This window comes from Streptomyces sp. NPDC021012 (genome assembly GCF_044333355.1).
Lineage (GTDB): Bacteria > Actinomycetota > Actinomycetes > Streptomycetales > Streptomycetaceae > Streptomyces.
Genome location: NZ_JBIRQU010000014.1, coordinates 1 through 22,531, shown reverse-complemented (window position 1 = coordinate 22,531; position 22,531 = coordinate 1). Strand labels below are relative to the sequence as shown.

General features: G+C 71.2%; 22 protein-coding genes and 1 pseudogene. 7 read left to right on the top strand and 16 right to left on the bottom strand.

Annotated features, from left to right (window positions below):
- On the top strand, window positions 1–771 hold the full coding sequence (locus ACH4TP_RS33165) for a hypothetical protein (RefSeq protein ID WP_398440038.1): 771 nt from the start codon (window positions 1–3) through the stop codon (window positions 769–771).
- A 36-nt stretch (window positions 772–807) separates the two neighbouring features.
- Here ACH4TP_RS33165 and ACH4TP_RS33160 read toward each other — a convergent pair.
- A pseudogene (locus ACH4TP_RS33160) lies at window positions 808–1,523 on the bottom strand (transposase).
- A 185-nt stretch (window positions 1,524–1,708) separates the two neighbouring features.
- On the opposite strand from ACH4TP_RS33160, the gene ACH4TP_RS33155 reads away from it, so the two are divergent.
- Together ACH4TP_RS33155 and ACH4TP_RS33150 are read left to right on the top strand one after the other, a co-directional pair.
- A complete protein-coding gene (locus tag ACH4TP_RS33155; protein ID WP_398440037.1) occupies window positions 1,709–3,352 on the top strand; it encodes a restriction endonuclease fold toxin-2 domain-containing protein in 1,644 nt (547 codons plus the stop codon).
- A gap of 24 nt (window positions 3,353–3,376) precedes the next feature.
- Entirely contained in the window at window positions 3,377–3,829 is a 453-nt protein-coding gene (locus tag ACH4TP_RS33150) for a hypothetical protein (protein ID WP_389226602.1), read from the top strand.
- Between the two features lie 174 nt (window positions 3,830–4,003).
- Here ACH4TP_RS33150 and ACH4TP_RS33145 read toward each other — a convergent pair whose 3' ends face one another.
- The gene (locus tag ACH4TP_RS33145) at window positions 4,004–5,332 is read right to left on the bottom strand and encodes a class I SAM-dependent RNA methyltransferase (protein ID WP_398185948.1); all 1,329 of its coding nucleotides are present in this window, start codon (window positions 5,330–5,332) and stop codon (window positions 4,004–4,006) included.
- 90 nt (window positions 5,333–5,422) lie between these two features.
- The gene (locus ACH4TP_RS33140; protein WP_398440036.1) at window positions 5,423–7,474 is read right to left on the bottom strand and encodes an APC family permease; all 2,052 of its coding nucleotides are present in this window, start codon (window positions 7,472–7,474) and stop codon (window positions 5,423–5,425) included.
- A 234-nt stretch (window positions 7,475–7,708) separates the two neighbouring features.
- Between ACH4TP_RS33140 and ACH4TP_RS33135 the strand changes: the two genes are divergently transcribed.
- Both ACH4TP_RS33135 and ACH4TP_RS33130 read left to right on the top strand, forming a co-directional pair.
- Entirely contained in the window at window positions 7,709–8,377 is a 669-nt protein-coding gene (locus ACH4TP_RS33135; RefSeq protein WP_389226509.1) for a potassium channel family protein, read from the top strand.
- On the top strand, window positions 8,377–9,054 hold the full coding sequence (locus ACH4TP_RS33130) for a TrkA family potassium uptake protein (RefSeq protein WP_086823739.1): 678 nt from the start codon (window positions 8,377–8,379) through the stop codon (window positions 9,052–9,054). The genes ACH4TP_RS33135 and ACH4TP_RS33130 overlap by 1 nt, the downstream gene beginning before the upstream one ends.
- Window positions 9,055–9,123: 69 nt before the next feature.
- Here ACH4TP_RS33130 and ACH4TP_RS33125 read toward each other — a convergent pair whose 3' ends face one another.
- From ACH4TP_RS33125 to ACH4TP_RS33090, 8 genes are all read right to left on the bottom strand, one after another.
- The gene (locus tag ACH4TP_RS33125) at window positions 9,124–9,873 is read right to left on the bottom strand and encodes a DUF3159 domain-containing protein (protein WP_389226506.1); all 750 of its coding nucleotides are present in this window, start codon (window positions 9,871–9,873) and stop codon (window positions 9,124–9,126) included.
- Between the two features lie 3 nt (window positions 9,874–9,876).
- On the bottom strand, window positions 9,877–10,275 hold the full coding sequence (locus tag ACH4TP_RS33120; RefSeq protein WP_389226503.1) for an OB-fold nucleic acid binding domain-containing protein: 399 nt from the start codon (window positions 10,273–10,275) through the stop codon (window positions 9,877–9,879).
- A 68-nt stretch (window positions 10,276–10,343) separates the two neighbouring features.
- Window positions 10,344–11,030, bottom strand: a complete 687-nt coding sequence (locus ACH4TP_RS33115; RefSeq protein WP_398440035.1) for a response regulator — start codon at window positions 11,028–11,030, stop codon at window positions 10,344–10,346.
- Window positions 11,031–11,090: 60 nt separating this feature from the next.
- The gene (locus ACH4TP_RS33110) at window positions 11,091–13,637 is read right to left on the bottom strand and encodes an ATP-binding protein (protein ID WP_398440034.1); all 2,547 of its coding nucleotides are present in this window, start codon (window positions 13,635–13,637) and stop codon (window positions 11,091–11,093) included.
- A 202-nt stretch (window positions 13,638–13,839) separates the two neighbouring features.
- Window positions 13,840–14,568, bottom strand: coding sequence for an ABC transporter ATP-binding protein (locus ACH4TP_RS33105; RefSeq protein ID WP_398185960.1), 729 nt, complete (start codon window positions 14,566–14,568; stop codon window positions 13,840–13,842).
- Between the two features lie 235 nt (window positions 14,569–14,803).
- Window positions 14,804–15,562: a DUF3710 domain-containing protein gene (locus ACH4TP_RS33100; RefSeq protein ID WP_389226494.1), complete on the bottom strand. Its 759-nt coding sequence runs from the start codon at window positions 15,560–15,562 to the stop codon at window positions 14,804–14,806.
- Between the two features lies 1 nt (window position 15,563).
- Window positions 15,564–16,076, bottom strand: a complete 513-nt coding sequence (gene dut / locus ACH4TP_RS33095) for a dUTP diphosphatase (RefSeq protein WP_225800499.1) — start codon at window positions 16,074–16,076, stop codon at window positions 15,564–15,566.
- Window positions 16,076–16,660 (bottom strand): PaaI family thioesterase, encoded by a 585-nt coding sequence (locus ACH4TP_RS33090; protein ID WP_389226491.1) that lies wholly within the window; start codon window positions 16,658–16,660, stop codon window positions 16,076–16,078. The genes dut and ACH4TP_RS33090 overlap by 1 nt, the downstream gene beginning before the upstream one ends.
- Window positions 16,661–16,718: 58 nt before the next feature.
- On the opposite strand from ACH4TP_RS33090, the gene ACH4TP_RS33085 reads away from it, so the two are divergent.
- Entirely contained in the window at window positions 16,719–17,210 is a 492-nt protein-coding gene (locus ACH4TP_RS33085; RefSeq protein ID WP_389226488.1) for a DUF3093 domain-containing protein, read from the top strand.
- 113 nt (window positions 17,211–17,323) lie between these two features.
- Here ACH4TP_RS33085 and ACH4TP_RS33080 read toward each other — a convergent pair whose 3' ends face one another.
- The 4 genes from ACH4TP_RS33080 to ACH4TP_RS33065 all read right to left on the bottom strand — a co-directional run bounded on the left by ACH4TP_RS33080 (window position 17,324) and on the right by ACH4TP_RS33065 (window position 20,974).
- Window positions 17,324–18,373: a hypothetical protein gene (locus ACH4TP_RS33080; RefSeq protein WP_398440033.1), complete on the bottom strand. Its 1,050-nt coding sequence runs from the start codon at window positions 18,371–18,373 to the stop codon at window positions 17,324–17,326.
- Window positions 18,374–18,385: 12 nt separating this feature from the next.
- Window positions 18,386–18,682 (bottom strand): DUF4193 domain-containing protein, encoded by a 297-nt coding sequence (locus tag ACH4TP_RS33075; RefSeq protein WP_003955561.1) that lies wholly within the window; start codon window positions 18,680–18,682, stop codon window positions 18,386–18,388.
- A gap of 395 nt (window positions 18,683–19,077) precedes the next feature.
- Window positions 19,078–20,316: a sensor histidine kinase gene (locus tag ACH4TP_RS33070; protein WP_389226482.1), complete on the bottom strand. Its 1,239-nt coding sequence runs from the start codon at window positions 20,314–20,316 to the stop codon at window positions 19,078–19,080.
- 4 nt (window positions 20,317–20,320) lie between these two features.
- The gene (locus ACH4TP_RS33065; RefSeq protein ID WP_086831096.1) at window positions 20,321–20,974 is read right to left on the bottom strand and encodes a response regulator transcription factor; all 654 of its coding nucleotides are present in this window, start codon (window positions 20,972–20,974) and stop codon (window positions 20,321–20,323) included.
- Between the two features lie 375 nt (window positions 20,975–21,349).
- On the opposite strand from ACH4TP_RS33065, the gene ACH4TP_RS33060 reads away from it, so the two are divergent.
- On the top strand, window positions 21,350–21,523 hold the full coding sequence (locus ACH4TP_RS33060) for a hypothetical protein (RefSeq protein WP_167352214.1): 174 nt from the start codon (window positions 21,350–21,352) through the stop codon (window positions 21,521–21,523).
- 81 nt (window positions 21,524–21,604) lie between these two features.
- On the opposite strand, the gene ACH4TP_RS33055 is transcribed toward ACH4TP_RS33060, so the two are convergent.
- On the bottom strand, window positions 21,605–22,414 hold the full coding sequence (locus ACH4TP_RS33055; protein WP_389226479.1) for an inositol monophosphatase family protein: 810 nt from the start codon (window positions 22,412–22,414) through the stop codon (window positions 21,605–21,607).
- Between the last annotated feature and the right edge of the window lie 117 nt (window positions 22,415–22,531).

Sequence of the window (22,531 nt, the reverse complement as noted above, 5' to 3'; positions counted from 1 at the left end):
GTGCATCCACTCGACGAGAAGGACATCCTCGCGTCCCTGGCGGCCGCCTCCGCCCCCGAACCGGAGCGGGTACTGGCGGCCGTGCGGCGGAAGCGGACCCGACAGCTCCGCCGGAGGGCCGCAGTCGCCGTCGGCGCACTGGCGGTCGTCGCGGCGGGCCTCTCTCTCACCCGGGGCGTTCCCGGCTTCCACGACGCACAGGAACCGCCGGCCGTCGCCCTCGGAGTGAACGCGTGCGCGGACAAGCCGTGGGAAGAGACCTTCTCCTACGCCCGGGAGACCGGCGGCTCGTTCGTCGTGGCCAAGGGCACCCTCACGGGACGGAACCACACCATGGCGCGCACCGGCGAGAGGATGTACGAGATGCGCCTCTCCGGTGTCCGCACCTTCTTCGGCCCCTCTGTCGCTGAAGGGGCTCTCGTCTGGATTCCCACCGACACGACCAGCGCCGGCCCCATCGCAGGGCAGCCCTCGGGATCGCTCTGGGCGACCGACGGATCCCTCATGGCCTTCCTGAACCCCACCCCGCTCGCCCGGGAGGAGCTTCCCGGCCCCTTCACGCGGATCGCCCCCGTGGTCGGTGACCGGCTCATCAGCAGTGCGGCGGGCTGCTGGGGTCCGGGAGGCCTCGCCTCCGCGCCGTACTCCGGCGGACTGGCCGAGATCCCTGCCAGTAATTCCTATCGGCGCGCAGCCGTCACTGGTATCCGATCGATCTCCCTGGAGGAGGTGGAACGCATCGCCCGACACGTGGCTGGGGCAGACAACTGAGAGGGCGCTTGAAGTAGGCACATTGCCGCCTATGCCCTAGTGGGTTCCTCGCCAGGATGGTGTGATCTCGTCCGTTACGCTTTTGGCGAGGTTGTCGATCGAGGCGACGCAGATCATGGCTTCGGAGCTGGCGGTGAGGGTCTCGTCGTCGTGGGCGAGTCGGCGGCGCATCATGATCCATCCGATACCCCGCTCCACTACCAATCGCCTTTTCACGACGTGAAAGCCGCGAACTCCGGGGTTTCTGTGGCCGACTTCGACGTCGATTCCGAGTTGCGCGCCGCGCTCGACGGCGGCCTTCTCGAAGCCGGTGCCGACCCAGCTCTTCGAGATGCTCCGGCAGGTCTTCTTGACCTGGTCGAGGAGGCGTATCCCCAGGGCGTTCTCGGAGAGGCTCGCGGCGGCGACGGCCACTGCGAGGATCAGGCCGATGGTGTCGGTGAGGATGCCCCGCTTGCGGCCTACGGTCTTCTTCGCGGCGTCCGTTCCCCGGCTGGTCAGGGGCACGTGATTCCCTCGTCGCGCCAGACCGCGTAGTAGGCGTAGACGGTGCCGTGGCTCGGGAAGTCGTGCGGGACGTATTTCCAGGGGATTCCGGTGCGGTTCACGTAGAGGATCGCGTTGAACACGTCGCGGAGTTCGACTTTCGCCGGCTGTCCGGTGGGGCGGCGATCGAGCCGGGCTTTCCGCCATGCCGTCAGGGTCGGCTCGATCAGGGCCCATCGGGCGTCGGACGGGAGCTCACGCTCAATGAGCCTCGCCCAGCGGCACGGTTCTACGGCCCGTTTGACTGGACGGTCGTGTTCGGTCCCCTCCGAGGCCGAGAATCGGTGCGGTGCCTCGCTCGTCGGAGTTCGTTGTCGTTGATGTGCGATAGAACTGTCGTCGCACGGTCCACTGTTCGCGCCCGCAATGCGGGGTTCGGGAGGGGGACGCAATGAGCGGTCTGGCACCACACCTCAGGTTCATCGCCGAAGGAATGATCAAGGGCGCGATGGGCCTGACCGACACGATGCGCGGGGTTCGGGACACTGCCATCGCGCTGTATCACGAACTGGACGGGCAGCGCGGGATGGCCGGGGACGATGAGGCCGGACGCGCGTTCGCGAAGGTTTACCGAGCCGCTGCCGGGGTCGCGCTGGACAAGATCGGGGCCAGCTCCTACGTACTCGGAGAGGCCAGTCGGGGGCTCATGCGCAATGCGCGGGAGTTCATGGCGCAGGAGAGCGCGATCGTCGCCTCGCTGCTCGGCAAGCAGCCCGACCTGGTCTCCGGCATGGGTGACCCCGGGGAGGGTTGCCCGGAGAACTACCTCGGTCTGGGCCGCGAGCTTCCGGAAGTGGTCGGGGAGACAGCCTGGTACGAGCAGTACGCACCGGGCGGCACCGACCGCTTCCGCGGATCGCCGGAGAAGATCCGTGCGGTCGCCGATTGCTGGCGGCGCGGCGGCAAGCTGATGCTGCGCTTCCTGGAGGACGCCCAGGCATCTGCCATGACGGCCGACAAGGCGCACTCCGGGGAGGCCGCCGATGCCTTCCGGGCCTACTTCAAGACGTCCGTCGGGCTCACTTGCCCGCCCTCCCAGGTCCAGGAGGACGAACCGCTCGTCGCCAATCTCGTGGCCGCCTGCAACGAGATCGCCAAGGCGTGCGACCGCTACGCCGAGCACGTCGAGGCGGCCGAGAAGGCGATCCAGCAGCACAAGCTGGATCTCTTCGCGGTGGACTTGCCGTGGGACAGCCCTCTGTTCGGAGGCAACGGCTTCGACGGGGGCCTCCTCGACGCCGTTCTGGACGACCCGTGGATCCGCCGACTGGGAGAGGCGGGACATGCCCTGGACTCGGCCGAGAAGCGCGTCAGGCTTCCCGCGGGCGGAGGGGGGCCGAGTGCGCCTGGGCTGCCGTTCCTGCCTCCGCTCATCCCGGTGCCGGTTCCGGTACCTGCCCCGGTACCGCTGGTCCTCGCGTCGTACAGCGGAGGAATACCAGGAATCGTCCCCGCGGTCTACAGGGACCCCGATCCCGGTATCCCGTGGCGCGACCCGATCCCCCCGGCCGCCGTCCCGCCACCCCGGCTGCTGACTCCGGAGGAACGCAAGGAGTTCGTCGCCTGGGTGAACACCCTGAAGCCGGCCCACTTCGGTGGCAAGTCGGATCCCACGACCCCTGAGAACGTCTACCAATTGCGGATCGCCGGCTACCCCGAGCGCGTCATCCCCTTGCCCAAGGACTACGAGAAGCCCGCCATCGGCGCGGACGGCATGCGTCCGGCGGACGGAATGATGGTCGACGCCAAGTACGTGCAGGATGCCGACGACGACTGCAGGAAGAACACCTGGCGCCGCCCGTCCACCTTCGAGATCGAGGACGAGTACAAACCGGACGGCACGAAGAAGTGGAACCGGAAGGACATCCTGATCGGCAGGGACGAGAGCGAGCTGGAGAAGTACCGGCAGGCGATGAACGAGCACCAGCAGATCCGGGGTCTGGAGATCGTCACCAACGACAAGGAAGCCGCGGCGTACTGGCAGACACTCATGGCCCTCCAGCAGCTTCCCGGAACCGCCCGGTACGTGAAGTGACCCACCCCAGGAAGGATGCATCCCATGACGCACGATGACGACGACCGGACCACCTTCTTGTTCTACGCCCCGGAGCGGGAACCGCACGCCTGGGGTCTCGAACTGGCCGGCCTCGGCGAAGCCCTGCGGGAATCGTTCCCCGAGGTCCGCTACAAGGTCCGCCAGGACCGCACGCACCAGGGCGAGCCGTACCTCTCCTTCTGGGCGGGCACCGGCGAAGGCACCGAGTACGACGGCACCGCCACCGTCCACGGGCGGGACTGCGTCATGCTGGCCGACACCACAGCAGGCGAGGCAGCCCCCTTCCTGCTCTGGCTGCGCGACACCTATCTGCCCGCCCCCGACCTCGTCCGCTTCAGCAGCGAGACGGCCGTGGAACGGGGCATCGAGACGGACTGGCGCCTCCCCGCCGACGGCGACATGGCGCGGGTGGCCGACGAACTCCGCCACCACCTCTCGGTCGTGGAAGGGGCCTGACTCACTCCACCGGAGGGTAGGGCAGTGCACGGTGTTCGTCGGGCCTGGCCGACCCCTCGTTTCCGACGCCCCATCAGAACGAGCGTCAAATGGGCGTCACGAGCGTCATCTCAGCGTCAAGACATCGCCCGTAACGCCCACACGGCACCTACCGCGCACCCGCAAAACCCCAGGTCAGGCGTCCTTCTTCACCGGCTCCAGAATCGCCACGCACTCCACGTGGTGCGTCATCGGGAACAGGTCGAACGCCCGCAGCGTGCGGACGCGGTAGCCGCGTTCGGCGAAGTAGGCGAGGTCGCGGGCGAGGGCTGCCGGGTCGCAGGCGACGTAGGCGATGCGGCGGGCGCCGAGGCCGGCGAGGTGGTGGACGGTCTGCTTGCCGGCGCCGGCGCGGGGCGGGTCGAGGACGATGAGGTCGACCTCGGTGATGCCGGTGCGGGGGAGGACGGATTCGACCTTGCCCTGTTCGATGCGGACGCGGGGGAAGCCGGCCAGGTTGTGGCGGGCGTCCTCGACGGCGCGCTTGCCGGACTCGATGCCGAGGACCGCGCCCTGGTCGCCGACGCGGTCGGCGAGGGCGCCCGCGAAGAGGCCGACGCCGCAGTAGAGGTCGAGGGCGGTCTCGCCCTTGCGGGGGGTGAGGCCCTGCATGACGGCGAGCATGAGGGTCTGCGCGGCCTTCGGGTGGACCTGCCAGAAGCCGCCGCTGCCGACGCGGTAGGTGCGGTCGTCGGCGCGCTCGCGGACGAAGGCGCGGCCGTGGACGCGGTGGACCCCGCCGTCCTTCTCGTCGACGCGCATGACGGAGACGGGCTTGTCCAGCTCTACCAGGGGGAGGCGGGCGCCGGGGCGGGGGGTGAGGATGACCTGGCGGTCGTTCGAGCCGGAGGCGGCGATGGCCTCGATGGCGGCCATGCCCTTCCAGTCGCGCTTCTCGATGCCCAGTTCCGAGACGCCCTCGGCCGCGATCATGCAGTGGTCGATGACCTCGACCTCGTGCGAGCGGTGCTTGCGCAGGCCCGCGTGGCCCTCGGCGTCGACGGCGTACTGGACGCGGGTGCGCCACTGCGGGACCTCGCCCGCAGGCAGCTTGTCGCCCTCGGCCGGCATGACCGTGCCGTCCCAGCCCGCCTCCTCCGGGGTGAGCCCGGCCAGGCGCAGGAGCTGCTCGGCGATGACCTCGCCCTTGAGGCGGCGCTGGGCGCCGGGCTTGGCGTGCTGCCAGTCGCAGCCGCCGCACTTGCCGGGGCCGGCGAAGGGGCAGGGGGCTTCCACGCGGTCCTTGGAGGCGTCCAGGATCTCGATCGCGTCGGCGCGCAGGAAGCGGGAGGTCTCCTCGCCCTCGGTGACCCGCACCCGGACCCGCTCGCCGGGCAGCGCGTGGCGGACGAAGAGGACCCGGCCGGCCTCCGTACGGGCGATGCAGTGCCCGCCGTGGGCGACCGGGCCGACCTCTACCTCGTACTCCGCCCCGACCAGCGACGTAACAGGGGTGTTCTGCATGGTGGGGAGTCTCCAAAGGGAAGTGCAAAGGGAAGTACAAGGGCTGGTACAAGCGGAAGTGGGCTGCCGTTCGGACGGCAGCCCACCAGTCTAGTTGTTCTTCGCGGCTGGTTCCTTCTGGCGCTTCTCCACCGGGCCGCGGCGGACGGAGCCCGGAGCGTTCCACTCCTGGCGCTTCCTGGCCCGCTTCTTCGCGGCCTCGGAGGACTGGAGCTGGTACGGGACCGAGGTGACCATGACGCCGGGGGTGAAGAGGAGCCGGCCCTTGAGGCGCAGGGCGCTCTGGTTGTGGAGCAGGTGCTCGTACCAGTGGCCGACGACGTACTCGGGGATGTAGACCGAGACGGCGTCGCGCGGGCTCTCCTGCCGCAGGTTCTTGACGTACTCGATGACCGGGCGGGTGATCTCGCGGTACGGCGAGTCGAGGATCTTGAGCGGGACGTTGATGCCGCGCCGCTCCCACTCCTCCTTGAGCGCCTTCGTCTCGACCGGGTCGACGTTGACGGTGAGCGCTTCGAGGTCGCCGGGGTGCATGAGCTTGGCGTACGCGAGGGCCCGCAGGGTGGGCTTGTGGAGCTTGGAGACGAGGACGAGCGAGCGGACCCGGGAGGGCCGGACGTACTCGTCGGGGCGTTCCTCGGCCGCGGCGATCTCGGCGGCCACGGAGTCGTAGTGGCGGCGGATCGCGGTCATCGTCACGTAGAAGATCACCATGCCGAGCAGGGCGACCCAGGCGCCGTGGGTGAACTTGGTGGCGAGGACGACGACGAGGACGAGGCCGGTGAAGAAGGCGCCGAAGGCGTTGATCGCGCGGGAGCGGAACATGTGGCGGCGCTTGGCCTGGTCGCGCTCCTCCTTCAGGTGCCGGTTCCAGTGCCGGACCATGCCGATCTGGCTGAGCGTGAAGGAGACGAAGACGCCGACGATGTAGAGCTGGATCAGCCGGGTGGAGTCGGCGCCGTAGATCCAGACGAGGAGGGCGGCGGCGCCGGCGAGGAGCACGATGCCGTTGGAGAACGCGAGGCGGTCGCCGCGGGTGTGCAGCTGGCGCGGCAGGTAGCGGTCCTGGGCGAGGATCGAGCCGAGGAGCGGGAAGCCGTTGTACGCGGTGTTGGCGGCCAGGAAGAGGACGAGCGCGGTGGCGGCGGCGAGGACGACGAAGAAGAACGTTCCGTCGCCGAAGACCGCGGCCGCGACCTGGGAGATCACCGGGTCCTGGACGTAGCCCTCGCCGACCGGGACGCCGTTGTGCAGCAGCTGTTCGGCGGGCTTCTCGGCCATCCGGACGTCGGTGGCCGTGGCCAGGAAGATGATGCCGCAGAACATGGTGACGGCCAGGCCGCCCATGAGGGCGAGCGTGGTGGCGGCGTTCTTCGACTTCGGCTTGCGGAAGGCGGGGACGCCGTTGGAGATGGCCTCGACGCCGGTGAGGGCGGCACAGCCGGAGGAGAAGGCGCGCAGCAGCAGGAAGACCAGGGCGAACCCGGCGAGGCCCTGGTGCTCGGCCTTGATCTCGAAGTCGGCGGTGGGGGCCTGCATGGTGTCGCCGAGGACGAGGCCGCGCCAGGCACCCCAGGCGATCATGATGAAGACGCCCGCGACGAAGACGTACGTCGGGATGGCGAAGAGGCTGCCCGACTCCTTCACGCCCCGGAGGTTCATGAGGGTGAGGAGGATGATGACCGCGATTGCCGAGGGCACCTTGTGCTCGACGACGAACGGGACGGCCGAGCCGAGGTTCTCGATGCCCGAGGCGATCGACACGGCGACGGTCAGGACGTAGTCGACGAGCAGGGCGCTCGCGACGGTGAGTCCGGCCTTCGGCCCGAGGTTGGTGGTGGCGACCTCGTAGTCGCCGCCGCCGCTCGGGTACGCGTGCACGTTCTGCCGGTACGAGGCGACCACCGTGAACATCAGGACGACGACCGCGAGAGCGATCCACGGGCTGAAGTGGTAGGCCGACAGTCCGGCGACGGAGAGGACGAGCAGCACCTCGCCGGGTGCGTACGCCACCGAGGACAGCGGGTCGGAGGCGAAGACGGGGAGGGCGATCCGCTTCGGGAGGAGGGTCTCTCCCAGCTTGTCGCTGCGCAGGGCCCGCCCGATCAGGATCCGTTTGGGCACGTCGGTCAGTTTGGACACGGAGAGGATCGTAAGCGTTCGAAAAGAGCCACGCGCACCGGCACCCCCGATCCGCACCGAATCTCCCTGACTACCACCTCCGGTGCGGTCCCCGCCAGCGTTGCCGCTTAAGCTCGGACCGGGCGACCCGTCGGGGTGTCGCCCGCCACGGCCCGGGCCGATCGGGCGAGGAAAGTTGTGAGCAGCGTGTATTCGCAGGTCAGCAAGACGATCAGGAGTGCGGGGTAAGGGGACGTGCACATCGTCATCATGGGCTGCGGGCGAGTGGGAGCCGCTCTCGCGCAGACCCTCGAACAGCAGGGGCACACCGTCGCGGTCGTGGACCAGGACCCGACGGCTTTCCGTCGTCTGGGCTCCGGTTTCGGCGGCCGCCGGGTCACGGGTGTGGGTTTCGACCAGGACACGCTGCGTGAGGCCGGGATCGAGGAGGCCGGTGCCTTCGCCGCGGTGAGCAGCGGCGACAACTCCAACATCATCGCGGCGCGGGTCGCGCGCGAGATGTTCGGCATCGAGAACGTGGCGGCGCGGATCTACGACCCGCGGCGCGCCGAGGTCTACCAGCGCCTCGGGATCCCGACGGTCGCGACGGTCCGCTGGACCGCCGACCAGATGCTCCGCCGGCTGCTGCCCTCGGGCGCCGAGCCGCTGTGGCGCGACCCGAGCGGTGGCGTCCAGCTCGCCGAGGTGCACACCTCCGCGGCGTGGATCGGTCACAAGGTGAGCCGTCTCCAGGAGGAGACCGGTGTCCGTGTCGCCTTCCTCACCCGGCTGGGCGAAGCGATTCTGCCGACCTCGCAGACGGTGCTCCAGGAAGGTGACCTGGTGCACGTGATGATGCGTACGGACGAGATCGCGAAGGTCGAGGCGGCCTTCGCCGAGGGTCCCGAGGAGGGCGGTCACTGATGCGTGTCGCTATTGCGGGCGCGGGTGCGGTGGGCCGGTCCATCGCGGGCGAGCTCCTGGAGAACGGCCACGAGGTCCTGCTGGTCGACAAGGCGCCGACCGCCATCTCGGTGGAGCGGGTGCCGCAGGCGGAGTGGCTGCTCGCCGACGCCTGCGAGATCACCTCGCTGGACGAGGCGGCGCTCCAGCGCTGCAACGTCGTGATCGCGGCGACCGGTGACGACAAGGTGAACCTGGTCGTCTCGCTGCTCGCCAAGACCGAGTACGGCGTGCCGCGCGTGGTCGCCCGGGTGAACAACCCGAAGAACGAGTGGCTGTTCAACGAGGCCTGGGGCGTGGACGTGGCCGTCTCGACGCCGCGCCTGATGTCGGCCCTGGTCGAGGAGGCGGTGAGCGTCGGCGACCTGGTCCGGCTGCTGCGCTTCAGCCACGGCGACGCGAACCTGGTCGAGCTGACGCTCCCGCCGGAGTCGGCGGTCGCCGGCACCGCCGTCGGGGACGTGGCCTGGCCGCAGGACACCTCGCTGGTGACGATCATCCGCGGTTCGCGGGTGCTGACGCCGGGCCCCGAGGAGACCCTGGAGGCCGGCGACGAGCTGCTGTTCGTGGCCGCGCAGGCCCGCGAGGAGCAGCTGGAGGACCTCCTCCAGGTCCGCCGGGAGACCCCCGAGTCCTGACCTCCGGAGTACGTACGCGGAAGGGCCCGGACCTGACGAACAGGTCCGGGCCCTTCCGCGTACCGCTTCTCAGGCCTCCGGGTGGCGCTGCGCCGCCGCGGCCGCCTTGCGCTCCTTCTCGGCGAGCTCCTCGGCCTCCATCTCGGCGAAGACGTCGATCGGCGCCGGGGCCTTCGCGAGGAACACCCAGGTGAGGTAGACCGCGAGCAGGAACGGCGGGATCTTCAGGGCGACCGAGACCCAGCCGAACTTGGTCGGGTCGGCCCACCAGTACAGCGGGAAGAGGATCGCGACCTTCGCGAGCAGGATCAGGCCCCAGGCCCAGCTGGCCTTCGTGTACGCCTTCTTGCGGCCGGGGTTGCGGGTGCGCCAGGAGAGGTTCTCCTTGAAGACCGGGCCGAGGATCAGGCCGATCAGGGGCACTCCGGCGAGCGCGGTGATGATGTACGCCAGGGCGAGGCCCAGGGTGTACAGCATGCCCGGCAGGTAGAAGTCCTTGGCGTTGCCCGTCATCATCGCGAAGACCACGCCGAAGCCGACGCCGAAGACGCCGCTGAAGGCGTGCTTGACGGTGTCCCGGCGGATCAGCCGGACGGCCACCAGGACCAGCGAGACCGCGAGCGCGGCGATCGCGGAGACGTGCAGGTCCTTGTTGATCGTGAAGATCGTGACGAACAGCAGGCCGGGCAGGACCGTCTCGATCATGCCCCGCAGGCCGCCGAAGGCCTCGAAGAGCGCGGCCTCGGTCACCGCCTTGTCCGCCTGGGCGTCCTGGTCGGGGGTCGAGCGGTCCGCGGTCGGCTTGTCGAGGGACGTCACCGGCTACTCCTGTCCGAGCGGTCGGAGCTCGTATTTGGGGTTGAAGAGGACCCGCCGGCCGTGGCTCATGGAGATGCGGCCGGAGGCGATCAGCTTGCGGCCCGGTTCGATGCCCACGATGGAGCGCCGGCCGAGCCACACGACGTCGAGCGGTGCCGTGCCGTCGAAGAGTTCGGCCTCCAGCGCGGGCACACCGGCCCGGGGACGCAGCGTGACCGTGCGCAAGGTACCAGTCACCTTGACTATCTCGCGGTCGGAGCAGTCGGAGATACGCGTGCACCCCGAGGCCTCGGCGTCCTCCTGGAGCTCCTCCGACTCCAGGTCCTCCGGTGAGGACGAGAGTCGGTCGAGCATCCGGCGGAACCTTCCGGCCGGCTTCTCTGTACGCGGTGCAGCACTCATACAGAAAGCGTACCGGCCGGCGCTGTCACCCGAAGGGGCCCGGACCACCCTTCCGTACGGCTCCCGCTTCAGCGTTCGAAGCGGTAGCCCATGCCCGGTTCGGTGACGAAATGGCGGGGGTGGGAGGGGTCGGTCTCCAGCTTGCGGCGGAGCTGCGCCATGTACACCCGGAGGTAGTTGGTCTCCGTGCCGTACGAGGGTCCCCAGACCTCCTGGAGCAGCTGCTTCTGGCTGACGAGCCGGCCGCTGTTGCGGACGAGGACCTCCAGGAGGTGCCACTCGGTGGGGGTGAGCCGGACGTCGCGCCCGTCGCGGTGCACCTTCTTCGCGGCCAGGTCGACGGTGAAGCCCTCGGTCTCGACCACGACGACGCCGTCCTCGGCGCCGCCGACCGGCTCGGCGCGGCGCACGGCGGCCCGCAGCCGGGCGAGCAGCTCGTCCATGCCGAAGGGCTTGGTGACGTAGTCGTCGGCGCCCGCGTCGAGCGCCTCGACCTTCTCGTCGGAGGTCTGCCGGGCGGAGAGGACCAAGATCGGCACCCGCGTCCAGCCGCGCAGGCCCTTGATGACCTCGACGCCGTCCATGTCGGGCAGTCCGAGGTCGAGGACGACGACGTCGGGGTGGCGTTCGGCGGCGAGCCGGAGGGCGGTGGCGCCGTCGGGCGCGGCGTCCACCTCGTACTTCCGCGCCTTCAGGTTGATCACCAGGGCGCGGACGATCTGAGGCTCGTCGTCGACCACGAGGACCCGGGTCATGGAGGGGGCCTGCTTTCTTCGTCGTGTCGGGTGGTGCGGATACGGGTACGGGCGCGGCGGTCAGGTCACGGCGTGGGCCGGGAGCTCGGCGGCCGGGGGCTGCGGCCCGCCCGGCGCGGCCCGCAGGGTGAGCACCATGGTGAGGCCGCCGCCGGGGGTGTCCTCGGCGCCGAGGGTCCCGCCCATGGCCTCGACGAAGCCGCGGGCGACCGCGAGGCCGAGGCCGACGCCGGCGCCGCGCGGGGCGTCGCCGAAGCGCTGGAAGGGCTCGAAGATGCCGTCCCTGGCCTCCTCGGGGACGCCGGGGCCGCGGTCGACGACGCGCAGCTCGACCCGGTCCCCCAGGGCGCTGGCGGCGACGGCGACGGGCTCGCCCTCGGGGCTGTACTTCACGGCGTTCTCCACGATGTTGGCGACGGCCCGCTCCAGGAGCCCCTTGTCGACCTCGACCATGGGCAGCGTCTCGGGGATGTCGAGCTCGGCGCTGCCGTCCGGCACTCCCCCGAGGGCCATCGGGACGACCTCGTCGAGGTCGACGGGACGGATCAGCGGGGTGACGGTGCCGGTCTGGAGGCGGGACATGTCGAGGAGGTTGCCCACGAGGTGGTCGAGGCGGTCGGCGCCGGCCTCGATGCCCTCCAGGAGCTCGGCCCGGTCCTCCTCGGACCATTCGACGTCGTCGGAGCGGAGGGAGGAGACGGAGGCCTTGATGCTCGCGAGCGGGGTCCGCAGGTCGTGGCTGACGGCGGCGAGCAGGGAGGTGCGGATCTTGTTGCCCTCGGCCAGTTTCCGGGCCTCCTCCGCCTCGCCGACGAGCCGCTGGCGGTCGAGGACGACGGCGGCCTGGGCGGCGAAGGCGCCGAGCACCCGCCGGTCCTCGGCGGGCAGCACCCGGCCCGACAGGGCGAGGGCCAGGTGGTCGCCGACCGGCATGTCCACGTCCGCGTCCTCGGGGCGGGCCGCCGGGTGGGGGCCGACGCTGGCGGCCCGGGTCCAGGGCTCGACCTCGTCGGTCCGTTCGAGCAGGGCCACGGACTCCATGGAGAAGGTCTCGCGGACCCGTTCGAGGAGGGCTTCCAGGCTCGTCTCGCCGCGCAGCACGCTGCCGGCGAGGTAGGAGAGCACCTCGGACTCGGCGCGCAGCCGGGCGGCCTGGTGGGTGCGCCGGGCGGCCAGGTCCACCACGGAGGCGACCGACATCGCGACGCCGAAGAAGACGGCAATGGCGACGATGTTCAGGGGGTCGGCGATGGTCAGCCGGTGGAGGGGCGGGGTGAAGAACCAGTTGAGGAGGAGGGAGCCGACGGCCGCCGAGGCGAGCGCCGGCAGGAAGCCGCCGAGGAGCGCCGCGCCGACCGTCAGGGCGAGGAAGAGCAGCATGTCGTTGGCGAGGCCGAGGTCGGCGTCGACGTGCGTGAGGAGCAGGGCCAGGGCGACCGGGCCCGCGACGCCGACGAGCCAGCCGCCGATGATCCGGGAGCGGCCGAGGCGGGCGCCGCGCGAGACCGGCAGCCCCCGTCCTTTGGCGACCTCGCCGTGGGTGACGATGTGGACGTCGAGGTCGGGCCCGGAGTCCCGGGCCACGGTCTGGCCGACGCCGGGTCCGAGGACGTACTGCCAGGAACGGCGGCGGCTGGAGCCGAGGACGATCTGGGTGGCGTTGACCCCGCGGGCGAACTCCAGGAGCGCGGAGGGGATGTCGTCGCCGATGACGTGGTGGAACGTGCCGCCGAGGTCCTCGACGAGGGTGCGCTGGACGGCCAGCTCCTTCGGGGAGGCGGCGGTGAGCCCGTCGCTGCGGGCGATGTAGACGGCGAGGACCTCGCCGCCGGCGCCCTTCTCCGCGAGCCGGGTGGCGCGCCGTATGAGGGTGCGGCCCTCGGGACCGCCGGTCAGGCCGACGACGATGCGCTCCCGGGCCTGCCAGGTGGAGCGGATGTTGTGCTCGCCCCGGTACTGCCGGAGGTACTCGTCGACCCGGTCGGCGGTCCACAGCAGGGCCAGCTCGCGCAGGGCCGTGAGGTTGCCCGGGCGGAAGTAGTTGGAGAGGGCCGCGTCGACCTTGTCCGAGGTGTAGACGTTGCCGTGGGCCATCCGGCGCCGCAACGCCTCCGGGGACATGTCGACCAGCTCTATCTGGTCCGCCCGGCGCACCACCTCGTCGGGGACGGTCTCCCGCTGCCGCATGCCGGTGATCGCCTCGACGACGTCGCCGAGGGACTCCAGGTGCTGGATGTTGAGGGTGGACACGACGTCGATGCCGGCCGCGAGGAGTTCGGCGACGTCCTGCCACCGCTTGGGGTTCCGGGAACCCGGCACGTTCGTGTGGGCGAGCTCGTCGACGAGGGCGACCGCGGGACGGCGGGCGAGGACGGCATCGACGTCCATCTCGGGGAAGGCGGCCCCCCGGTGCTCCAGGATGCGGCGCGGGACCTTCTCCAGGCCGCGCAGCATCACCTCCGTACGCGGCCGTCCGTGGGTCTCCACGAAGGCCACCACGCAGTCCGTACCGCGCTCCACCCGGCGGTGGGCCTCGGCGAGCATCGCGTAGGTCTTGCCGACGCCCGGCGCAGCGCCGAGGTAGATCCGAAGCTTGCCGCGTCCCATGGCACGACCATATCTCCAGCCAATCGGACATTCCGTACACAGGGAGAGGCCGGGGGCCGGTATTGACGTGATCCTGATGTACCCCACGACCTCCCCGACCACCGGCACAGTGCTCGATCCGACCACCGGCACAGTGCTCGATCCGACCGTCGGCTCGGTGCTCGATCCGACCGCGGGTTCAGTCCTCGACCCGACCGCGGGTTCAGCCCTCGATGATCTCGCCGTCCCTCAGCTCCAGGACCCGGTCCGCCAGGCCGAGGAGCTGGGGGTCGTGGGTGGCGACGAGGGCCGTGCAGCCCTCGCTGCGCACCACCGCGCGCAGCAGCTGCATGACGGCGAGCCCGGTCTCCGCGTCCAGCTGGCCCGTGGGCTCGTCGGCTATCAGCAGCGCCGGCTTGTTGGCGAGGGCACGGGCGATGGCGACGCGCTGCTGCTGACCGCCGGAGAGCTCGCCGGGCCGCTGGTTCGCGTGGTCGGCCAGGCCCACGAGCCCGAGCATCAGGGCGACCCGCTCCTCGCGCTCCTTGGGGTCCGTCTTGCGCAGCCGCAGCGGCACCCCCACGTTCTCGGCGGCGGAGAGGATCGGGAGCAGCCCGAAGGACTGGAAGATGAAGCCGATCCGGTCGCGGCGCAGCTCCAGGAGCCCGTTCTCACCGAGCGTGGAGAGGTCGGTGCCGTCGATGACGATCCGGCCCCCGTCGGCGCTGTCGAGGCCGCCCACGAGGTTGAGCAGGGTCGTCTTGCCGGATCCCGAGCGGCCCTTGAGGGCGACGAGCTCGCCGCGCGGGATGTCGAAGGAGACGCCGCGCAGGGCGTGGACGGCCGCCTCGCCCGTGCCGTACGACCGGCGCAGGTCCTCCACCCGGACCATCGGCGGTCCGGCCGGGTCCTCGACGACGGCCGTGGCGGACCTGCTGCTGCTCTCACTCACGCGTGCTCCCCCTCCTCGATCATCTGCGCAGCCAGTATGGTGCGCGGCCGGGGCCCGGGGCCAGAGCCGGGGCCCGAGCCTGTGGAAAACGGCCGCCCGGAGAAAAGGACGGCCCGGAGAACGCAGCCGCCTGTGGAAAACGGCCGGTGGGCCGTTCCCCGTACGCGAAGTACGGGGAACGGCCCACCGGCCGTGTCTCGATCACGCCGGGCCGCCGGAGCGGCCCGGCCGGGGTTCAGCGGATCTCGGAGATCTCCGGTCCGCGCTGGAGCTGGCCCATGCCGCCCGAGAAGCGGGAGCTCTCCTGCTCCTCCTGCTGCACGCCGTCCGGCACCATCTGCGCGTCGTTCGGCAGCTTGAGGACGATCGGGTCGCGCGGGGCCATCGGGCCCTCGCCGCGGACGACCACGGTGTCCCGGACAATCTGCTCCAGGAGGCCTGCGGCCTCGGGCTGGACCGCGCCCTGCCCGGAGATCACTCCGCGCAGGAACCAGCGGGGTCCGTCGACGCCCACGAAGCGGACCAGCTGCACACCGCGGTTGCCGTCCGGCAGCTGGACCGGGACCTGGGCCCGCAGCTCCCAGCCGAGCGGGCCCTCGACCTCGTCGATGGCACCGCCCTGCTGGACGATGCCGGTGGCGATCTCGTCGCGGACCTCGCCCCAGATGCCCTCGTTCTTGGGGGCGGCGAAGGCCTGCAGCTGTACGGCGCTGTCGCGCAGGACGACGGTGGCCGCGACGATCGCGTCGCCCGCCACCTCCACGCGCAGCTCCATGCCCTCGACTCCGGGCACGAAGATCCCGCCGAGGTCCACGCGGCCCTCGTCGGGCTTGGCGACCTCGGAGATGTCCCAGGGGCCGTCGGGCCGGGGCGCCGGAGGAAGGTTCACGCGGCGCGGCGCGGCCGCGTCCTCGCCCTCCACCGCGTCGACGACCTGCTCGGCCTCGCTCGCCGCGTCCTCGGCGGCACCGCTCTTCTTGCGACGTCCGAACACGTCACTGTCCTTCCCGGTCGGATACGACCGAAGCGTATCGATTCCCACCCGTTGTGCCGTCCACGGCGGCGTGACCGCCGGTGGACCCGAAGCCCCCCTCGGCCCGCGCCGAACCGGGAAGCTCCGCCACCTCGTGGAAGCGCACCTTCTCGACCTGCTGGACGACGAGTTGGGCAATCCGGTCGAATCGTTCGAACCGCACGTCCTCGCGCGGGTCGAGATTGACCACGATCACCTTGATCTCTCCACGGTACCCGGCATCCACCGTCCCCGGGGCATTCACGAGCGCCACTCCGCAGCGGGCGGCGAGACCGGAGCGCGGGTGCACGAAGGCCGCGTACCCGTCCGGCAGGGCGATGGAGACCCCGGTGGGCAGCACGGCGCGCTCCCCGGGGGCCAGCACGGCGGCCTCGGTGGTCACCAGGTCGGCCCCGGCGTCGCCGGGGTGCCCGTACGCCGGGATCGGCACGTCCGGGTCGACCCGGCGGATCAGTACGTCGACAGGGTTGCGCATCAGGGGTTCACCTCGAAGGCGCGGGCGCGCCGGACCTGGTCGGGGTCGGACATGGCGGCCCGGATCTCCTCCGGGCGGCCGTTGTCGATGAAGTGGTCGACCTTGACCTCGACGAAGAGGGCGTCGGCACGGACGGCGACGGGGCCCTCGGGCCCGCCGATCCGGCCGACGGCGGTCGAGTAGATCTTGCGGCCGTGCACGGCGGTGACCTCGGCGGTCAGGTGGAGCACGGTGCCGACCGGGACGGGCCGGACGTATTCGGTCTCCAGGCGGCCGGTCACGGCGATGACCCGCAGCAGCCAGTTCAGGGAGCCGATGGTCTCGTCGAGCGCGGTGGCGAGCACGCCGCCGTGCGCGAGGCCGGGGGCGCCCTGGTGGTCGGGGGTCACCGTGAACTCGGCGGTGACGGTCACGCCCTCGCCCGCGCGTGCTTCCAGGTGGAGGCCGTGGGGCTGTCCGCCGCCGCACCCGAAACAGTGCTCGTAGTGAGCGCCGAGCAGCTCGCCGGGGGCCGGCGCGTCGGGGTGGCGTACCGGCGCTATGGCGTCGGCCGGCGGGGTGAGGGCGGCAGATGTTGCAGTCACAGCCGCAGACCTTACCCGCGCGGATGGGCGCGGGTCGCGCCGTGCCAAGCTTGGACGCATGCAGCCTTCCGTACCGTCCCCGACCCCCTCCCCCGCGTCCTCCGCCGTGCCGCGCTTCGACGAGCGGCTGACGGCGCCCCGCTCGTGGTGGGTGATCGTGGGCCTGCTCGGTCTCTCCGGCGCCCTGATCATGTTCCCGCTGGGTCCGGTCCCGATGCTGGGCGGCCTGATCGCGGCGGCGGTGCTCGCCGGTGTGGTGGTCTCCTCGTACGGCTCCGCCCGGATCCGCGTGGTGGCCGGTTCGCTGGTGGCGGGCGACGCGCGGATCCCGGTCACGGCGCTCGGGGCGGCCGAGGTGCTCGACGCGGAGGAGGCGCGCGCGTGGCGCACCCACAAGGCGGACACGCGCGCCTTCATGCTGATGCGCAGCTATGTGCCGGGAGCGGTACGGGTCGTGGTGACGGACCCGGCGGACCCGACGCCGTACGTGTACCTGTCCAGCCGCGAGCCGGAGGCCCTGGTCGCGGCCCTGGAGGCGGAGCGCGCCTGAGCGGCGCGCCTGCCCGGCCCCGGCCGGTCCGTCGGGGCCGCCCGGCCGGTCCGTCGGGGCCGCCCGGACTGTGGGGCCCGTCGGGGCTGTGGGGCCCGTCGGGGCTGGCGAAGCTAGAAGCCCAGTCCCTTCGGGCTCTCGGGCTGCTCCAGCGGGGGCAGCTCCGGGAGGGCGTCCCAGGGGATCTGGCGGCCGCGGAGGTCCTTGCGGATGTGCGCGGCGAGTTTCTTGGTGTCGCGGCGGTTCATGACGGCGCCGACGGCGGCGCCCACCATGAAGGGCATGAGGTTCGGCAGGTTGCGCACCATGCGTTTCATGATCTGCTGGCGCAGTTCGCGCTTGAGCTGACCGCCGAGTGCGGCGTTGACGGTGGTGGGCTTGGCGGGGTCGATGCCCCGCTCCTCGGACCAGGAGGTCAGATAGGCCACCGAGCGCTGGGTGATCCGGCCGGGGGGCCGCAGCCCGTAGACCTCGTGCAGTTCGGCGATGAGTTTGATCTCCACGGCGGCGACGCCGGTGATCTCGGCCGCCAGTTCCGCCGGCAGGGCCGGGGGCACGGGCAGCATGGCGGCGGCACCGACGCCCGCGCCCACGGTCGAACTCGCGTTCGCCGCGCCGGCGACGAGTTTGTCGGCGATCTCCTCGGGGCCGAGGCCGGGAAACTGCCTGCGCAGGGTCGCCAGGTCGCGGACGGGGATCCGCGGGGCGAGGTCGATCAGCCGGTCGGCCAGATAGCCGATGCCGGCCTTGGCGCCGTCTCCGCCGAGCTTCACGCCCTGCCGGACGCCCTGCGTGACGCCGCGCCGGACGACGTCGATCCGGTCGGAGCCGATCCGTATCCGGTCGAGCTGGGTCCGCGCGGGGTCGGCGAGCCGCCGGGCGGCGCCGAAACGTCCGCGCTGCCGTACTCCGCCCGGTGCGTCGCTCCGCTCCTGCGGCACCGGCAGGTGCGCCGGGTCCGTCTCGGCGACCTCGAAGGCCGCTTCGAGCGAGGCCGGGAGGCCTCGCTCGTCGTCACGTGCGCCGAGGGAGGGCGGCGAGGCGGTGGGCTCGGCTTCAGGGGCCTCCTGGGCGCCCTCTGCCGGGCCTGAGCCGCCCTTGTACGTCTCCGGGCTCCTGGGGAGCCGCAGACGCCGCTTCCGGGACGGTGTGTCGCCTGCCACGGCCGAGGGATCTCAGTCGCAGTCGCGGCAGATCGGCTGGCCGTTCTTCTCCCGGGCCAGCTGGCTGCGGTGGTGCACGAGGAAGCAGCTCATGCAGGTGAACTCGTCGGCCTGCTTGGGCAGGACCCGGACGGCCAGCTCCTCGTTCGAGAGGTCGGCGCCGGGAAGCTCCAGGCCTTCGGCGGCCTCGAACTCGTCGACGTCGACGGTCGAGGTCGACTTGTCGTTCCGGCGGGCCTTCAGTTCTTCAAGGCTGTCCGAGTCGACGTCGTCGTCGGTCTTGCGTGGGGTGTCGTAATCCGTTGCCATGTCGCTCTCCCCCTCTGGGTGGTTGCGGTGTCTCCAGCGCACGTAACGCGTGAGAGGTCGGACTTGTGCCCGACCTGAGGCGGAGATTTTGCCTCACATCAAGGTCTGTTACTCAATCGACACCCGTCGCGCACTCTCGCGAGTGATCGGCTTCGGGTGGCGAACCGGACCGTACACGGTCCTCAAGGTGGCCCTCACGGGCGCCACCCCGTGTACTTCCCGTCATTCCGGGCCCCGGAAACCCGGACTTTTCCTGGTTTTCCGAGGGATTTCCCGGTCACGGAGAGTGGGGTTCCGAACACTCCATCCTGTGATCGATCACACATGGGCATCCCAGGATCGGAGCCCCGGAATTCCGCGCAAAGCGAACGGAACCGGTCGGCTCGCGCAGTGTGTCAGATCGGCAGAGTGACGCGCATCACGAGCCCGCCGCCCTCGCGCGGCTCCGCGATGATACGGCCGCCGTGGGCCCGTGCCACGGACCGCACGATCGACAGGCCGAGACCGACCCCCTTGTCGCTGCCGGTCCGCTCCTGCCGGAGCCTTCTGAACGGCTCGAAGAGGTTGTCGATCTCGTACGCGGGGACCACCGGTCCCGTGTTCGAGACGACCAGGACCGCCTGGCCGTCCTTGACCTCGGTGGTGACCTCCACCCAGCCTCCCTCCGGCACGTTGTACCGCACGGCGTTCTGGAGCAGGTTCAGCGCGATCCGTTCGAGGAGCACGCCGTTGCCCTGGACGACGGCGGGCGCGCGCTCGCCGCGGATCTCGACGCCCTTGGCCAGGGCCTCGGCGTGCACCTGGTCGACGCCCCGCTCGGCGACCTCGGCCAGGTCGACGGGTTTGCGCTCGATGATCTGGTTGTCGCTCCGGGCGAGCAGCAGCAGGCCCTCGACGAGCTGTTCGCTGCGCTCGTTGGTGGCGAGCAGGGTCTTGCCGAGCTGTTGGAGCTCCACCGGTGCCCCGGGATCGGAGAGGTGGACCTCCAGGAGGGTGCGGTTGATCGCGAGCGGGGTCCGCAGCTCGTGCGAGGCGTTCGCGACGAACCTCTGCTGGGCGGTGAAGGCCCGTTCCAGCCGGTCCAGCATCTCGTCGAAGGTGTCGGCGAGCTCCTTGAGCTCGTCGTCCGGGCCGTCCAGCTCGATCCGCCGGGACAGGTCGGAACCGGCCACCTGGCGGGCGGTCCGGGTGATCCGGCCGAGCGGGGAGAGCACCCGTCCCGCCATGGCGTAGCCGAAGGCGAAGGCGATGATGCTCAGGCCGAGCAGGGCGAACAGGGACCGGCGCAGGAGGTCGTGCAGGGCGATGTCGCTCTGGTGGCGCAGGCACAGCGTGACGGCGTCGTTGAGCTGGTCGCCGGTGGGCGACTCGGGCAGCCGGCACCCGGAGGTGGTGGGCTGGACCGTGCCGTTGACGACCTTGAAGGGCAGCTGGGAGGTGCTGTCGCTGAGGGCCTGGGCGGTGAAGAGGTAGATGATCGACAGCAGCAGGACGCCGGCGATCAGGAACATGCCGCCGTACAGCAGCGTGAGCCGTATCCGGATGGTCGGACGCAGCAGCGGCCGGACGGGATCCCTGGGGTCCCAGGTCGGTTTCGGGGGCGCCTGCGGATGCGGCGCGGGGGTCGTGGCCATCGGGTCAGATCCGGTAGCCGGAGCCGGGGACGGTGACGATGACCGGCGGCTCGCCGAGCTTGCGGCGCAGGGTCATGACGGTGACGCGCACGACGTTGGTGAACGGGTCGGTGTTCTCGTCCCAGGCCTTCTCCAGGAGCTGCTCGGCCGAGACGACGGCGCCCTCGCTGCGCATGAGGACCTCCAGGACGGCGAACTCCTTCGGCGCGAGCTGGACCTCCTTGCCCTCGCGGAAGACCTCGCGGCGGTTCGGGTCGAGCTTGATCCCGGCGCGCTCCAGGACGGGCGGGAGCGGGACGGTGGTGCGGCGGCCGAGGGCACGCACGCGCGCGGTGAGCTCGGTGAAGGCGAAGGGCTTGGGGAGGTAGTCGTCCGCCCCGAGCTCCAGGCCCTCGACGCGGTCGCTGACGTCGCCGGAGGCGGTGAGCATCAGCACGCGGGTGGGCATGCCGAGCTCGACGATCTTGCGGCAGACGTCGTCGCCGTGCACGAGCGGGAGGTCCCGGTCGAGGACGACGACGTCGTAGTCGTTGACCTCGACGCGCTCCAGGGCCGCGGCGCCGTCGTACACGACGTCGACGGCCATGGCCTCCCGGCGCAGTCCGGTGGCCACCGCATCGGCGAGCAGCTGCTCGTCCTCGACGACGAGTACGCGCACGGAGGTACATCCTTCCCGTTGAGCCGCTGTCCGGGGTGGGGACCGGCTGGATTCTGAGCACTGACTGTGCGTGTCCATCCTGCCCCGTACGCGCGTAAACCGGCTGTAAGACGGCGGTGCGGGGGCGGGCGCGGGTGGGGGCGCGCGGTGGGGCGCGCGCCCCGGAACGAAGAATTCACCGGATTCTCGGGCCAGTTGAGGTTTCTCTGAGGAAAGGGCTGGGGAGGAGGTCTGCACACCCCGTGATCACGCCCTGTATGTGGCGCGCCACCTACCGCTCTCTGTCCCCCAGAGTTCGCAGTGCGTGATCCACCCACCGATCCACCCACCCTCGGCACACCCCGTGCCACCGGACCCACGAGGAGGGGGCGCACGATGGACGCTTTCACCGCAGGACTGCTGCACCGCATCAGGACCACGCAGACGGACCTCACGCGGGCCCGTGAGACGGGCGACGACTACCTGGCGGAGATGGAGCAGGCGGAGCTGGACGACCTGCACCGGCTGGCCGCCGAGCACGGCGTGGAGGTGGCCGCGCCGGGCGTCTGACCCGTTTCACCCGCTCTACGCGCGCGTGGGCCCCGGTGCCGTCCCGGCTCCGGGGCCCTCGTGCGTCCGCCTCCCGGACCGCTAGTCGTGCCAGGCCCCCAGCTCCTCCAGGAGCTCCTGGAGGGGGGCGAAGAGGCCCGGGGAGGCCGCGAGCACCAGTTCTCCGGAGGCCGGCTCGCCGGGGCGGCCGCCCGTGAGGCCGCCCGCCTCGCGGGCGACGAGCGCGCCCGCGGCGAGGTCCCAGGGGTTGAGGCCGCGCTCGTAGTACGCGTCGAGGCGGCCCGCGGCGACGTCGCAGAGGTCGATGGCGGCCGAGCCTCCGCGGCGGATGTCGCGGACGCGCGGGATGACCCGCTGGGCCACGTCGGCCTGGTGGGCGCGGCGGGCCTGGACGTACCCGAAGCCGGTGCCGAGGAGGGCCTGGTCGAGCGCGGGCGAGGGGCGGACGGCGAGGCGCCGCTCCCCCAGGAACGCGCCGCCGCCGAGGACCGCCCGGTACGTCTCGCCGCGCATCGGGGCCTCGACGACGCCGACGACGGCCTCGCCGTCCCGTTCGGCGGCGATCGAGACCGCCCAGGTGGGCAGGCCGTACAGGTAGTTCACGGTGCCGTCGAGCGGGTCGATCACCCAGCGGATCCCGCTGGTGCCGGGGCTGGAGGCGCCCTCTTCGCCGAGGAAGCCGTCGTGCGGGCGGTGCTCGGAGAGGAAGCCGGTGATCAGCTTCTCGGCGGCGATGTCCATCTCGGTGACGACGTCGATGGGGCTCGTCTTGGTCTTCGCCACGGCCAGGTCGTCGGGTCGGCCGTCGCGCAGCAGCGCTCCGGCCCGCCGTGCGGCCTCCAGGGCGAGGTCGAGCAGTTCGGTGAGCAGGGGGTCGGGAACGTCGGTCACGCTGACTCCTTACGCGTACGGACTGTCGGCGCCGGCGGCGGCGGGCCGCTCCGCCCTGGCCGGGCAGCAGCCGATCGGGCAGAGGTCGTGGGAGGGGCCGAGGGCGCCGAGCGCGCA